Origin of the sequence: Bacillus sp. RAR_M1_44 (genome assembly GCF_020165935.1) — a bacterium.
Taxonomy (GTDB): Bacteria; Bacillota; Bacilli; order Bacillales; family Bacillaceae; genus Bacillus; species Bacillus altitudinis.
In genome coordinates this window covers 1,274,746-1,288,878 of the sequence record NZ_JAIUKX010000001.1, presented here as the reverse complement: position 1 = coordinate 1,288,878, position 14,133 = coordinate 1,274,746, and the positions used below count along the sequence as shown (strand labels likewise).

Below are 14,133 nucleotides of genomic sequence, written 5' to 3'. Positions count from 1 at the left end.
AGCAGGCTGAATGAAGTCAGTCTGCTTGAAGAACGAGTGACAACCGCACCATATCCATACACTGAATACCGTTCTCATAAATCGGTTCATCATAGTGCTTCAGAAAGAAATTGTGATCGATAGACGCCATGCGAAAACCGCATTTTTGATAAAGGGCGAGCTGCTGAATACTAGAGTTGCCTGTGCCAATTTCAATTGTATGAAAGCCAGCTGCCTTGGCTTCTGAAATAGCATGGCGGATCAGCTGCTTCCCAATTCCTCTACCTTGCCATGACTCTTTCACGGCGACATTCATGATTTCCACTGTCTGCTGAGACAGAGGCGTCAGAACATACACACCAATCATGTCCTGTTTATGAAAAGCAACATAACAAGAACCAGATTGTACATAGGCAATGACTTTTTCAGTTGAAGGGTCAGCTAATAGTAAAAGATCCATAGGAACAGATTGATCATGAGACAATGGCCGAATCTGTATCAAATCATTTCATCCTCTCTATTCTTTGATATACCCTTGTTTAACACCCCAATCATATTGATCCTGCACCCATTGAGAAGGAGGATGATGGGTGACATTTGGGTCTTTCTTAACAGTTGTTTTCCTAGTCGTTTGTGCTGCCTGCTTATTCGCTTGAGCCGTTGCTTTCGCTGATGCCAGTTCTTTTTGAAGCTGGTCTATTTTTAACTCAAGCGCTTTACGCTGTTTGATTTCTTTTTGATGCGCCTTCTTTTCTTTCTTCAGCTTGTTTGTGACGGTGGACAATTCCTTTTTTTGACCATCCATTTCATCTTTCATATCCGTTCCTTCTGACTTTAACTGTGCCAGCTGCTTATCGTTCGTTCTGGTTTCTTGCTGGTGTTTTTTCTCTGCCGCGGTGAGCGACTGCTGCTGCCACACAATCCAGCCAGTTGCACCTAGGATGATCACAGACAAGACAATGATCGTAATGTTTTTTTTCATGTTCTATTCCCCTTTCGTTAAACCTCTATTATCATCGGTTAAAACAAACCAGGTTTTAACAGAACAAGGGAATATTCGCATCAGATTAGCAGACACTATGAAAAAAGGAGGGTGTCTGTTGATTTCCTTTATGATTCATGTCATTGTGTCACTATTTGCTGTCTCAAACCCCATTGGAAACGTGCCTCTTTTCATCACTTTAACAGAAGGCTACTCAGAAAAAGAACGCGCCCAGACGGCCAAAAAAGCGATTGTTGTGTCTTTTATGATTTTGATTGCCTTTCTTTTGGCAGGCAGGCTCATTTTCAAATTGTTTGGCATTGATATCCATGCACTCCGTATCGCCGGAGGTATTTTTATTTTTGGTATCGCTTACAATTTGCTGAATGCAAAAGAATCACATGTTCAAAACCCTCATTCGGATGAAAAGGCAGAGAGCAAAGAGAAGGCCGATGTTTCGGTGACCCCGCTCGCCATTCCGATCATTGCCGGACCTGGTACAATTGCGACTGTCATGAGCTTAACGCCAGGAAGCCACCAAGTAACGCTTCATCTGCTTGCGATTCTTATTGGCATTGTGGTTGTACTTGCCATGACCTATTATGCATTTCATTATTCAAGTTTCATTATGCGGAAAATGGGGAAAACAGAGATGAATGTCGTGACACGATTAATGGGATTGATTCTAGCTGTTGTGGCAGTAGAGATGATTGGCGCAGGGATCAAAGGGATGTTCCCAATGCTAATGTCATAAGTGTATATAAAAAAGCTGTTTTCTTCTACAAAATTGTAAAATAAAACAGCTTTTTTTAAGGTTTTGGCACATGTTGAAATACTTCTTCACTTTCAAAGAACTCAATTAAACGGCTAATCCAGTCATAATAATCGAGACTTTCCTTGATTTCTGAAAGAAGAAGATTGATTTTATCTACTGTTTCTTCTGGCAGGTCATCTTGTTCAAGCAGCTCCAGCAGTTCCTTGCATGTCTTCTTATGTGCCTTGCGATTTTTGCTGACAACACGTGACCAATTGGCTGCAAACAATGAAATAAAGGTTTGATATTGATCTTGCTCAACGTCATATAAATCTTTGCGTATTCCTTTTTCATAAACCTTTTCAGCAATATTCAGATCAAGCATTTCTCGAACGACTTGACTCATTCTTGTTTTGCTCATGCCGGTCGCCTCTGAGAGCTCACCGAGCGTCATTGGTTTACGGTTCATATGAATGATACCAAGCACTCTACCCACTGTGGCAGAAAGACCAAAGGCATTCATGTTCTCGGCAGCTTTTTCAATATAATGATCCTGTGCTTTTTGAATGGCGCCTAACGCTTGCTTGTCCATTCCCCGCTTCATCCCTTCACGACTGACAATTTGTAACACAATATATCATATACCTGTTTGTTGATGAAAACAATAAATATTGAGTATTTGCTCGTAAGTTGGAGGAAAAAGGAGGGATCGGTACATATCAGGCCGTTAACTGAAAATTTTAAATAAATCTTATGCAATACAAACACATTGTAAACTTTTTATTTTATAAAGTTTGCACTATAATAAATAAGGTGTAAATTTTCTGAAAATATATATCCGACTAATTGGAGGTGTCTCATTTGCTGAAACTAGAGAATGTATCTAAGACGTATAAAGGCGGAAAAAAAGCTGTCAAAAATATTGATTTAGAAATAGCAAAAGGAGAATTTATTTGTTTTATTGGACCGAGTGGCTGTGGAAAAACGACAACCATGAAGATGATTAACCGACTGATTGAACCTTCCTCAGGAAACATATTGATCGAGGGAGAAAACATTATGAAAAAAGATCCAGTCCAATTAAGAAGAGAAATTGGTTATGTGATTCAGCAAATTGGACTTTTCCCTCATATGACCATCGCACAAAACATTTCCCTTGTGCCGAAGCTGCTGAAGTGGCCGGAAGAAAAACGAAAAGAACGAGCGCGTGAATTGCTCAAACTCGTCGACATGGGGCCGGAATACTTAGAGCGTTACCCTCATGAACTCAGTGGAGGACAGCAGCAGCGTATCGGCGTTCTTCGCGCACTCGCAGCAGAACCCCCTTTAATCCTGATGGATGAACCATTTGGAGCACTTGACCCGATCACAAGAGATTCATTGCAGGAAGAATTTAAGAAACTGCAAAAAACGTTAAATAAAACAATCGTATTCGTCACACATGACATGGATGAAGCGATTAAACTTGCAGACCGCATTGTCATTTTAAAAGATGGAGAGATTGTCCAAGTGGGCACGCCAGATGATATTTTACGTAACCCTGTGAACGAATTCGTAGAAGAATTCATCGGGAAAGAACGTCTGCTTCAGTCAAATCCGAATATGGAACGTGTGGAACAAATGATGAACACATCTCCAGTCACAATTACCGTCGAAAAAACATTGACAGATGCCATCTTTATTATGAGAGAAAAGCGGGTTGATTCCCTGCTTGTCGTTGATGAAAATCATGTGCTGAAAGGCTATATCGACATTGAAACCATCGATGCAAACCGTAGAAAAGCAGCCTTCGTTGGCGATATTTTAAATACAGAATTTTATACAGTACAAGAAGGTGCACTTCTTAGAGATACTGTCCGAAAGATCTTAATACGCGGCATTAAATATGTACCGGTTGTCGATGCAAAAGGGCACTTAAAAGGCATCGTCACACGTGCAAGTCTTGTAGATGTCGTATATGACTCTATTTGGGGAGAAGATACCCCGGAGGCTGTCACTGAAATGAACTAAGGGAGGTGTACACATGGATCAAATCATCGATTTTCTTGAGAAAAATGGTGGGGAACTCCTCACAAAAATGTGGGAGCATTTATACATTTCTTTAATTGCCGTTGTGTTAGGCATTATCGTGGCCGTTCCTTTAGGCGTCATTCTTACACGAATGAAAAGAGGCGCCGGTTTTGTCATCGGCGTCGTGAATATCTTTCAAACACTCCCTAGTTTAGCGATTCTTGCATTTTTTATTCCTATTTTGGGAGTTGGAAAAATACCTGCGATCGTTGCGCTATTTTTCTATTCCGTTTTGCCTATTTTAAGAAATACGTATGCCGGTGTTCAAGGTGTGAACAAAAACTTGCTTGAATCTGGTAAAGGGATTGGCATGACGACATGGGAACAAATTCGTCTTGTGGAACTGCCGCTTGCTGTTCCGGTCATTATGGCAGGGGTTAGAACCTCAACGATTTATTTAATTGGATGGACAACACTTGCTGCTTTTATCGGTGGAGGCGGTCTTGGTGACTACATTTTAATTGGGCTTCAGCTTTACCAGCCGGAATACATTATTGCGGGTGCAATCCCTGTCACTATTTTAGCAGTCATCATTGACCTTACATTGATGAAGCTTGAGAAAAAAGTAACACCAGAAGGCTTAAAAGGATTGAAGGAAGTTTCATAAGGAGTTGGCTCATGTGAAGAATCGAAAAACAAAATGGATCAGTGCACTGCTTGCCGGATGCTTGCTATTCATAAGTGGCTGTTCACTTCCTGGACTAGCCGGCTCTTCAGGGAGCACGCTGCGAATCGGCGCACAAAACTTTACAGAATCAGAAATTATGGCCTATATGGTGGGAGACATCATTGAGCATTACACAGATAAAAAGACAACCATTGTGAAGAATTTAGGCTCAAATACGGTGCAGCAAAAAGCAATGGAAAACGGTGATGTCGACATTTCGGCAACACGATATACAGGCACGGATTTAACAAGTACGCTAGGAATGGATGCAGAAAAAGATCCAAAGCGTGCAATGGAAATCGTCCAGAAAGAATTCAAAAAACGCTATGATTACAAATGGTTTGATTCCTATGGGTTTGATAATACGTATGCCTTTGCTGTGACGCAGAAGATGGCGAAGGAAAACAACCTAGAAACAGTCTCTGATTTAAAAAAGAATGCCAAAAATTATCGCTTCGGTGTGGATAATATTTGGCTGAAAAAGAAAGGTGACGGTTACGAAGGGTTTGTGAAAACATACGGAATTGAATTTGGAAGCACTTTTCCGATGCAGATCGGTCTAGTCTATGACGCATTGAAAAATGAAAAAATGGATATTGTGCTTGCCTATTCAACAGATGGCCGGATCAAAGCGTATAATCTCAAAATCTTAAAAGATGATAAACGATTCTTCCCACCATACGATGCATCACCAGTTGTCCCTGAGAAGGTATTAAAAGATAATCCAGGACTGGACAAGGTGATCAATAGGTTGATTGGAAAAATCGATACCGAACAAATGCAAGAGCTCAATTATCAAGTCGATGGAGAACTAAAAGAACCAGCGACTGTTGCGAGAGATTTTCTAAAGAAACACAATTACTTTGAGTAAGATTGGGAGGTGTCAGAGCTGATGGACACACTACAGCAATTATGGGCGTATTATCAACAGAACGGTTCATATGTGTTAGAAGAATTTTACCGGCATTTCCTCATGTCAGCGTATGGGGTATTGTTTGCGGCAATTGTCGGAATACCAGTCGGCATCTTTGTGGCGCATTACCGCAAACTGAGCAATTGGGTGTTCGCGATAACTAATGTCATTCAAACCATTCCAGCGTTAGCGATGCTTTCTGTGTTGATGCTTGTATTAGGACTTGGGGCAAATACAGTCATCTTATCACTCTTTTTATATTCGCTTCTGCCGATTATCCGTAACACGTACACAGGTATTGTCAGCATTGAGCATGCCTATTTAGAATCGGGGAAAGCGATGGGTATGACGAAATGGCAAGTGCTGAGAATGGTTGAATTACCGCTTGCTTTATCTGTCATTATGGCTGGTTTAAGAACCGCACTTGTGATCGCAATCGGTATTACAGCGATTGGGACATTTGTTGGTGCAGGAGGACTTGGTGATATCATCATCAGAGGATCAAACGCGACAAACGGAACAGCCATTATTTTAGCAGGTGCTATTCCAACTGCGCTCATGGCCATTATTGCCGACCTTGTCATGGGCTGGCTTGAACGCTATTTAAGCCCAACCAACAAGAAAAAAGAAAGCAAGGAGTTAGCTGAAAAAAACATGACGTCCGCATAAATGCTTGAAAAGACAAAACCTCCTCTACATCTGTAGGGGAGGTTTTTTTATCATGATTAGGCGGCTCACATCAGGAAAAATTTATGATTCAAGTGTGATCCATTCAGAGGACCACTTCGCAATTTCCTCAAAAACGGGTGCAAGTGAGCGCCCCATATCAGTTAATGAATACTCAATACGCACGGGTGTTTCAGCAAAAACCTCCCGTTTTACAATGCCTGCTGCTTCCAGCTCTTTTAATCTCTCAGATAAAACCCTTCCGCTTAAGTTGGTCAGAGCTGCTTCGATTTCACTAAAGCGCTGTGAACCTGAGAGAAGCTGAAAAACAATCAGTGCCACCCAGCGTTTACTTAATAACTCAACTGCTTTTTCAAACCGCGGGCACATATCAGATTGATTCATCTTTCTTCACTCCAATCTGAACCCATTATACCGTAATTCTGTCAAAAATCGGCGCAAAAAGCTTGTCAATGATCAAAACATTTTACGATGACGAACGGCTGTTTAGTAGAAATAACAAATAGCGGTTTAAATCCTCTATCTCATGTTTAGAAAGGGTGGACCATATGTCCCCATTAAATATTTCAAGATCATCAAGTTCATATTGCTCTGCTGCTTCTCTTATTTGGGTAAAAGCCGTTTCTTCTTCCTTTATGACATGGGCAGAAGATGCTTCTTCAATATACCCTGCAGCCTGCATCATGTCCTCATAAGGTACTTTTAATGCACCTGCTAGTTTTTTAATTGTAGGAGGTTTCGGAATGCCACGCTTCCCGTTTTCAATCCGAGAAATACCAGCAGCGCTGACCTCTGAATACATCGCTAATTGGTTCACCGATAGTTTCCTTTTCTCACGTAATGCTCTTAAATATGCACCGAAGTTCATCAACTCAAAACCTCACATGGTTAAAGATTAGTTATCTCTAGTGTACCTGATTTGTTGACTATTGGCAATAAGTGCACCATGAAAATATTGACATTAGTTAATGGTGGATGTATCTTATGTTTATGCCCCGCTATTTGTTCGCCTTTTTTTGGTTAATGAGCGTGAGAAAGTATTGATTCAGCTGGCTGATGTCTTGTGCGGTGAGTGTTTCCCATTGGTCTCCATCGAAAATAGGGAGATGTTCTACATCCTTTTGAAGCGCCGTTTGATAGATTTTTAATATGGACTCATATTTCGGTTTCATTTCATGCACTTTTTCCTGTTCAATATAACCGGCAAGCAGCATTAAATCCTCATAAGGCACCTTCAAAGCGCGTGCTAATTTTTTTATGGTTAAAGGCTTTGGCACACCACGCTTTCCATTCTCAATCCGAGAAATACCGGCAGCGCTTACGCCTGAATACATGGCGAGTTGATTGACAGACATCTTTCTATTCTCTCTTAAAATGCGTAATTGTTCACCAAAGTGATTCATGTCATCGAACCTCACATTTCAGTATATGACTTATTTTAGTATGATCATTGACCAAAGGAAATAGAAAGGGCGTAAAAGTGTTGACATAAGTTAATGAATCCGGGAGATATGAGAGTCCTACATGTTGTACATATTGATCCTATAGGAGGTTGTAATGATGGTCGAAAAGATTCAGATCAGGCGGGCGTTTGTGATGCAGTATATGATTGAAAACGATATGTCTTTAAATCAGCTCGCAGATGAAATTGGCATTTCTCCTGCCACACTCAGCAGGGTATTGAATGGTCACCGGAAACCAGGACAGCTTGTCATTGGCAAAATGATTCATTACTTTGATAAAAAATTTGAAGATTTATTTTACTATGAAGATGTTGACAAAAGTCAATGAATGAAATCATCGTATCATCATAAAGGAGGCGGCTTCATTGAAAAGAACTGGAATGGTAAGACACATTGATTCGCTTGGCAGAATTGTTCTGCCTTCAGAAATGCGGAAGGTACTCAATATAAAAGAAGAGCAGCTGTTAGAAATTTTCATCGAAGATCAAACCATTATGCTGAAAAAATATGATGCAGATAAGAGCTGCTTATTAACTGGCCAAATAACGAAATACAACAAAAGCTATGGAAATGGTAACGTCGTGCTGAGTCCTGAAGGAGCTGAGCGGCTGTTAGTAGAATTAAAACAGCTATTAAAAGAAGAAGCAACTCGCTAAAAACGTTTTTTAACCTCAAAAATTGCATATAAAAAATGCTGCATACAATCCATTGGAGCGAAATTGAATCAAAATGACATATAAAGTCGACAATATATAGGAAATCTTTATTTTGATGTTTCGTGACATGCACCTTGTTTTCATGTAAAATAAAGTTATGTGTACCAGTTTGTCTGGAGGTGTTTTCATGCACGCATTTGTTATCACATTACTCGTAATTGTCAGTATCGCACTTATCATCGTTGTATTATTACAATCAAGTAAAAGTGCAGGACTGTCAGGCGCTATTTCAGGTGGAGCCGAGCAGCTTTTCGGTAAGCAAAAAGCGAGAGGTCTTGACTTGATTCTTCACCGATTAACTGTCATTTTGTCAGTGCTTTTCTTCATCTTAACACTTGCATTGGCATATTTAGGCGTGTAGGCGCGAGTAACAGAAGGTCTGATCTTTTTTCAGACCTTTTTTTATTATCAGCACTCTTTTGTGTTTGTTTCATACATACAAGTGGAAAATATAAACCATATCAGAAGGAAAGGAAGTCACATCATGAAAGTTGTTACACCAAAACCATTTACGTTTAAAGGTGGAGAAAAGGCGGTGCTTCTTCTTCACGGTTTTACTGGGAATACAGCCGATGTTCGTATGCTTGGGCGTTATTTGAATGAAAGAGGCTATACATGCCATGCACCTCAATACAAAGGACACGGTGTACCGCCAGAGGAGCTTGTTCATACAGGTCCTACAGATTGGTGGAAAGATGTAGAAGAAGGCTATCAATTTTTAAAAGACGAAGGCTATGAGGAAATTGCGGTCTGCGGACTATCCCTCGGAGGAGTTTTTTCATTGAAATTAGGTTACACTGTACCTGTAAAGGGAATTGTACCTATGTGTGCACCTATGTACATAAAAAGTGAAGAAGTCATGTACCAGGGTGTACTAGATTATGCCCGTAACTATAAAAAATTCGAGGGTAAGTCAGAGGATCAAATTGAGCAAGAGATGGAAGAGTTCAAGAAAACACCAATGGGTACGCTCAAGGCTCTTCAAGAACTCATTGCAGATGTCAGAAACAATGTTGACATGATTTATTCACCTACTTTTGTTGTTCAGGCACGTCATGATCATATGATTAATACAGACAGTGCAAACATTATTTATAACGAAGTAGAGACAGATGAAAAACATTTAAAGTGGTATGAAGAATCGGGCCATGTTATCACGCTTGATAAAGAGCGGGAGAAGGTTCATCAGGATGTATATGCATTCTTAGAATCACTCGATTGGTCAATTTAAATATATAGGGGGTTAGAGTGTGCAAAAAGAAGAATTTATGGATGAATTACTTGCGTTTATGCAAGAAGAGGCGTACAAACCATTAACAGTACAAGAATTAGAAGTCATGATGGAAATTACCAATCCAGATGATTATAAAGAGCTCGTCAAAGCACTTGTGATATTAGAGGATCAGGGGCTTATCGTCCGTACCCGCAGCGACCGCTATGGTGTACCGGAAAAAATGAACTTGGTAAAAGGGAAGCTGTCTGCTCATGCAAAAGGATTTGCATTTGTGACACCAGAAGAGTTTGGACAGGATGATATTTTCATTCCGCCAAATGAGCTAGGCACAGCAATGAATGGCGACACCGTTATGGTTCGTGTCAGCCACAAATCAAATGGCACCAAAAAAGAAGGAACGGTCATCCGTATACTAGAGCGTAATACTCAGACGGTTGTCGGTACCTATACAGAAACGAAAAGTTTTGGTTTTGTCATTCCTGATGATAAAAAAATCACAAACGATATCTTCATTCCAAAATCCGCTAAAAACGGAGCGGTTGAAGGTCATAAAGTCGTTGTCACGCTGACAAGCTATCCAGAAGGAAGAATGAGTGCAGAGGGTGAAGTGACGGAAATTCTCGGTCACAAAAATGACCCTGGCATCGATATTTTATCGATTATTCATAAACACGGTCTACCAGGTGAGTTTCCGGAAGAAGCGCTCCAGCAGGCAGCAGACACACCTGAAACGATCGATGAAAAGGATCTTGAAGGTAGACGTGATCTGCGCAATGAAACGATCGTGACGATTGACGGTGCAGATGCAAAGGACTTAGATGATGCCGTAACCGTGCAAAAGCTCGATGATGGCAAATATAAGCTCGGCGTGCACATTGCAGACGTTTCTCATTACGTTACAGAGAATTCGCCGATTGATCAGGAAGCCTATGAGCGCGGAACGAGTGTGTATCTTGTCGACCGCGTTATTCCAATGATTCCTCATCGCCTGTCAAATGGCATTTGCTCATTGAATCCGAAGGTAGATCGTCTTACACTCTCTTGTGAAATGATCATTGATCGAAGTGGGAAAGTCGTCAAACACGAAATTTTCCAAAGTGTGATCAAAACGACGGAAAGAATGACCTATTCCGATGTGAATAAGATTTTAGTTGACCAAGATGAAGAGCTTTTAGACAAATACGAGCCGTTAGTACCAATGTTCCAAGAGATGGAGAAGCTTGCAGAAATTCTGCGTGACAAGCGAATGGAGCGCGGAGCAGTCGACTTTGATTTCAAGGAAGCAAAAGTGCTTGTAGATGATGAAGGCGCAGCAAAAGACGTAGTCATTCGTGAACGTTCTGTTGCCGAAAAACTAATTGAAGAATTCATGCTGGTGGCAAACGAAACAGTTGCCGAGCATTTCCACTGGATGAATGTTCCGTTCATTTACCGAATTCACGAAGAACCAAATCCTGAGAAGCTTCAGCGCTTTTTAGAGTTCGTGACGACATTTGGTTACATCGTCAAAGGAACGTCAACGAACATTCACCCGCGCGCACTTCAAAGTGTCCTCGATGCTGTCAGAGATCAACCAGAAGAAGTCGTCATTCAAACTGTGATGCTTCGCTCAATGAAACAGGCGAAGTATGATCCAGAAAGCATTGGCCATTTTGGATTATCAACGGAATTCTATACACACTTCACATCGCCGATCCGCCGTTACCCGGATTTAATCGTGCATAGGCTGATCAGAACCTATTTAATAGAGAAAAAGACAGACGAAGCGACCCTTGAAAAGTGGGGCCAACTGCTGCCAGAAATCGCAGATCATGCATCTACAATGGAGCGCCGCTCTGTTGATGCTGAGCGCGAAACAGATGACCTGAAAAAGGCAGAGTTTATGCTTGATAAAATCGGTGAAGAGTTTGATGGTATGATTAGTTCCGTCACGAATTTCGGACTATTCGTTGAACTGCCGAATACGATAGAAGGCCTTGTCCATGTGAGCTACATGACAGACGATTACTATCGTTTTGATGAACAGCACTTTGCCATGATCGGTGAGCGGACAGGGAATGTCTACCGTATCGGTGACGAAATCACTGTCAAAGTGGTGAGTGTGAATAAAGATGAGCATTCCATTGATTTTGAAATCGTCGGGATGAAAGGCACTCGCCGTAAATCACCAAAAGACTTCAAGTTCAAAAAACGGACAGATCCACCAGCAAAAAAAGGACGCGGAGGTCAAAAGGCCTCTGGAGAAAAAGGCAAAGAGGATAAAGGCGGCGACTGGTTCACAGGTCGTAAAAAGAAGAAAAAGAAAAAACGCGTATTTGATAACGCACCGAAACAAAAGCGCAAAAAGAAAAAGTAACGTGACAAAAAGCAAATAGGGCATCACGCTCTATTTGCTTTTTGACCACGTGGCAGCAGCATTGTCGAAAGCTGGATTGTTTGATAAAATAATCCGTACGATTTGGACCGTGTCTGTGTCAAAAGGAGGGTGTACGCCAATGCCAAGGGGAGAGGGAAAGGTTGTTTCCCAAAACAAAAAAGCCAACCATGATTATTTTATAGAAGAAACATATGAAGCCGGCCTTGTGTTACAAGGAACTGAAATCAAATCGATTCGTGCAGGAAAAGTGAATTTAAAAGATTCCTTTGCCAAAATCGAACGGGGAGAAGTGTTTCTTCACAATATGCACGTGAGCCCATACGAGCAGGGGAACCGTTATAACCATGATCCGCTCAGAACGAGAAAGCTGCTGCTCCACCGCAAACAAATCAGTAAATTGATTGGTGCGACAAAGGAAGAAGGCTACTCACTTGTTCCCATTAAACTCTATTTGAAAAATGGCTTTGCCAAAGTGCTAATTGGAGTCGGTAAAGGGAAGAAGAAATATGATAAACGTGAAGATCTGAAGAAAAAAGATGCGAAACGTGAAATCGAGCGAGCTTTCCGTGATCGTCAAAAGCAATTCTAGCCTGATGCAGATGGCTTGCTGAGAGCGGAAGCATTATGCTACAATATGTTATGCAGTAAACAATCATCGTCGTTTTTTTACAGAAACCACCAGTTGTTTCGAGCGATGAGATTGTTATAATAGTCATATACGGAAGCAGTTAAGCGAAAGAACGTTTCCATCCCGTATATCCCTTTTACAAGGGGACGTTACGGATTCGACAGGGATGGTTCGAGCTTAGGCTGCGAGCCGAGAGGCGATCTCGTTAACACGCACCTAAATGTAACTGGCAAAACTAAAAGTTTTAACCAAAACTTAGCACTAGCTGCCTAATAAGCGCAGCGAGCTCTTCCTGACATCGCCTATGTGTCTGTGAGGAGCCCAATGAAGTAGGCTACGCTTACGTTTTCGTCTGAGGACGTAAGAAGAGATCCATCAGACTAGCTCTCCAAGCGCCCGTCAGCAGGCATGAGGATGAGTGAACACGTAAATATGTTGACTACGCTCGTAGACGCTTAAGTAATCGATGTCTCTGGACGTGGGTTCGACTCCCACCGTCTCCATATGATTTTAAAAAAGTGTCAAAACCCATGTTAGATAAGGGTTTTGACACTTTTTAAATACGTGAAATTTTATAGTTGCAATGAACTTTTGCTATATGTTGCTGTTACAAATATTATAGGAATTCATAATTTAGTTTCAGTTGTTTATATATAAGTGAACTTCGTTCAAGAATAGCTTGATTAACAAAAGTTAAAAATTCACTCAGATTATTTTCATCTTTGGTACTAACTGTTCCTTTAAAGTGATTGCGCCAAAATTCTTTTGGTTCACTGGTTAAATCTTTTGGGTTTTCTAAAAAGCTCTGCAAAAAATTCTTCTCCACAAAATTAGGCCAAGTTTTAAAACTTAAAATCCACTTAGCGGATTCAATAATATATTTTTTATACTTAAAAGTGTTATTGTTCATTGTGTTTTCTAAAAAAATCTCAATAGAATCATTACTATTCATAAAATCATTTAAAATGACTTTCATATGGTTCAAAGTTAGATCCCAATAATCATAGGTAGATTTATAACGTTTGCTATTAAAAGGAGAAAACCAATTTTTATTATTTTTGATGGCGTATACAGGTATAAAATTACCTACTGTGTGTGTTAATTTTGCATAATCTTTAAATATAGGATTAGATAAATCATATGTCTCCTTATAAAAGGCTTTGTAAGGAGTTACAAATGAATTCATTGTTTCTCCATTTGCCTCAACAAAATCTGTTTGTTTAGTATTCCAGAATTCAAATTGATTTCCCCATAAGCGTTTGTATATTTCGAGGGTCAAAGGTAATCTATCACAATCAGATTGGGAACCATAAATATTACCTTTATATAGAATGATATTTGCAATAGGGTTTTTTTCATCATATATTAAATTTCTTAAATCAAAAACCTCTCTTTTGAAATCATAATTTATAAATTCTTCTTCTGAAAGTTCCATTAATTCATCAAAAGTCATTCGTAAGTTCTCCTTTATGTCCACTCTTTATTTATTAGAAGATTATCTAACTTCATTTTTTAACCTCTTTATTATACTTTAATATACTTCATGTAATTCATTTCACACTTGAAATTCAAAAATTAAGAAGCGATTCGGCAATGTAGCTTGTTTCTAAACTTTCAGAAGCCGTCGTATCTAGTGTCTGGAAGATAGATGCTTAGGTTGTTT

At 40.2% G+C, this 14,133-nt stretch carries 18 protein-coding genes and 1 other RNA gene; 12 read left to right on the top strand and 7 right to left on the bottom strand.

All coding sequences use genetic code 11. From position 1 onward, the window contains the following. Positions 1–16: 16 nt before the first annotated feature. Positions 17–481, bottom strand: a complete 465-nt coding sequence (locus LCD34_RS07055; protein ID WP_148779720.1) for a GNAT family N-acetyltransferase — start codon at positions 479–481, stop codon at positions 17–19. 15 nt (positions 482–496) lie between these two features. Continuing rightward, the gene (locus LCD34_RS07050) at positions 497–961 is read right to left on the bottom strand and encodes a hypothetical protein (RefSeq protein ID WP_224558714.1); all 465 of its coding nucleotides are present in this window, start codon (positions 959–961) and stop codon (positions 497–499) included. A 118-nt stretch (positions 962–1,079) separates the two neighbouring features. Here LCD34_RS07050 and LCD34_RS07045 point away from each other — a divergent pair, with 118 nt between their 5' ends. Next, positions 1,080–1,715: a MarC family protein gene (locus LCD34_RS07045; RefSeq protein ID WP_035389414.1), complete on the top strand. Its 636-nt coding sequence runs from the start codon at positions 1,080–1,082 to the stop codon at positions 1,713–1,715. 55 nt (positions 1,716–1,770) lie between these two features. Here LCD34_RS07045 and LCD34_RS07040 read toward each other — a convergent pair whose 3' ends face one another. Continuing rightward, the gene (locus LCD34_RS07040) at positions 1,771–2,307 is read right to left on the bottom strand and encodes a GbsR/MarR family transcriptional regulator (RefSeq protein ID WP_017359221.1); all 537 of its coding nucleotides are present in this window, start codon (positions 2,305–2,307) and stop codon (positions 1,771–1,773) included. A 269-nt stretch (positions 2,308–2,576) separates the two neighbouring features. Between LCD34_RS07040 and LCD34_RS07035 the strand changes: the two genes are divergently transcribed. The 4 genes from LCD34_RS07035 to LCD34_RS07020 are packed head-to-tail and all read left to right on the top strand — an operon-like array spanning position 2,577 to position 6,034. Continuing rightward, positions 2,577–3,725, top strand: a complete 1,149-nt coding sequence (locus LCD34_RS07035) for a betaine/proline/choline family ABC transporter ATP-binding protein (protein ID WP_017359222.1) — start codon at positions 2,577–2,579, stop codon at positions 3,723–3,725. A gap of 13 nt (positions 3,726–3,738) precedes the next feature. Beyond that, a complete protein-coding gene (locus tag LCD34_RS07030; RefSeq protein ID WP_008347681.1) occupies positions 3,739–4,392 on the top strand; it encodes an ABC transporter permease in 654 nt (217 codons plus the stop codon). Positions 4,393–4,405: 13 nt separating this feature from the next. Continuing rightward, positions 4,406–5,323, top strand: coding sequence for an osmoprotectant ABC transporter substrate-binding protein (locus LCD34_RS07025; protein ID WP_041507780.1), 918 nt, complete (start codon positions 4,406–4,408; stop codon positions 5,321–5,323). Positions 5,324–5,344: 21 nt separating this feature from the next. Continuing rightward, the gene (locus LCD34_RS07020) at positions 5,345–6,034 is read left to right on the top strand and encodes an ABC transporter permease (protein WP_224558713.1); all 690 of its coding nucleotides are present in this window, start codon (positions 5,345–5,347) and stop codon (positions 6,032–6,034) included. 81 nt (positions 6,035–6,115) lie between these two features. Here LCD34_RS07020 and LCD34_RS07015 read toward each other — a convergent pair whose 3' ends face one another. The 3 genes from LCD34_RS07015 to LCD34_RS07005 all read right to left on the bottom strand — a co-directional run bounded on the left by LCD34_RS07015 (position 6,116) and on the right by LCD34_RS07005 (position 7,455). Further along, positions 6,116–6,436, bottom strand: a complete 321-nt coding sequence (locus LCD34_RS07015; RefSeq protein WP_007500199.1) for a winged helix-turn-helix transcriptional regulator — start codon at positions 6,434–6,436, stop codon at positions 6,116–6,118. An 82-nt stretch (positions 6,437–6,518) separates the two neighbouring features. Beyond that, positions 6,519–6,920: a helix-turn-helix domain-containing protein gene (locus LCD34_RS07010; protein WP_061420173.1), complete on the bottom strand. Its 402-nt coding sequence runs from the start codon at positions 6,918–6,920 to the stop codon at positions 6,519–6,521. Between the two features lie 130 nt (positions 6,921–7,050). Further along, positions 7,051–7,455, bottom strand: a complete 405-nt coding sequence (locus LCD34_RS07005; RefSeq protein WP_007500204.1) for a helix-turn-helix domain-containing protein — start codon at positions 7,453–7,455, stop codon at positions 7,051–7,053. 154 nt (positions 7,456–7,609) lie between these two features. On the opposite strand from LCD34_RS07005, the gene LCD34_RS07000 reads away from it, so the two are divergent. The 7 genes from LCD34_RS07000 to ssrA all read left to right on the top strand — a co-directional run bounded on the left by LCD34_RS07000 (position 7,610) and on the right by ssrA (position 12,976). After that, positions 7,610–7,843, top strand: a complete 234-nt coding sequence (locus LCD34_RS07000; protein WP_008347669.1) for a helix-turn-helix domain-containing protein — start codon at positions 7,610–7,612, stop codon at positions 7,841–7,843. 37 nt (positions 7,844–7,880) lie between these two features. Next, on the top strand, positions 7,881–8,171 hold the full coding sequence (locus tag LCD34_RS06995) for an AbrB/MazE/SpoVT family DNA-binding domain-containing protein (protein WP_008347666.1): 291 nt from the start codon (positions 7,881–7,883) through the stop codon (positions 8,169–8,171). 187 nt (positions 8,172–8,358) lie between these two features. Then, positions 8,359–8,592: a preprotein translocase subunit SecG gene (gene secG, locus LCD34_RS06990; RefSeq protein WP_003212746.1), complete on the top strand. Its 234-nt coding sequence runs from the start codon at positions 8,359–8,361 to the stop codon at positions 8,590–8,592. A gap of 123 nt (positions 8,593–8,715) precedes the next feature. After that, positions 8,716–9,462: an alpha/beta hydrolase gene (locus LCD34_RS06985; protein WP_008347663.1), complete on the top strand. Its 747-nt coding sequence runs from the start codon at positions 8,716–8,718 to the stop codon at positions 9,460–9,462. A gap of 19 nt (positions 9,463–9,481) precedes the next feature. Beyond that, the gene (gene rnr / locus LCD34_RS06980) at positions 9,482–11,821 is read left to right on the top strand and encodes a ribonuclease R (protein WP_008347660.1); all 2,340 of its coding nucleotides are present in this window, start codon (positions 9,482–9,484) and stop codon (positions 11,819–11,821) included. Between the two features lie 139 nt (positions 11,822–11,960). Beyond that, on the top strand, positions 11,961–12,431 hold the full coding sequence (smpB, locus tag LCD34_RS06975) for an SsrA-binding protein SmpB (protein WP_224558712.1): 471 nt from the start codon (positions 11,961–11,963) through the stop codon (positions 12,429–12,431). Positions 12,432–12,612: 181 nt separating this feature from the next. Continuing rightward, positions 12,613–12,976, top strand: a transfer-messenger RNA (tmRNA) gene (gene ssrA / locus LCD34_RS06970). 110 nt (positions 12,977–13,086) lie between these two features. Here the strand turns inward: ssrA and LCD34_RS06965 are convergent. Next, positions 13,087–13,923, bottom strand: a complete 837-nt coding sequence (locus tag LCD34_RS06965) for a hypothetical protein (RefSeq protein ID WP_108610980.1) — start codon at positions 13,921–13,923, stop codon at positions 13,087–13,089. Positions 13,924–14,133: the final 210 nt, after the last annotated feature.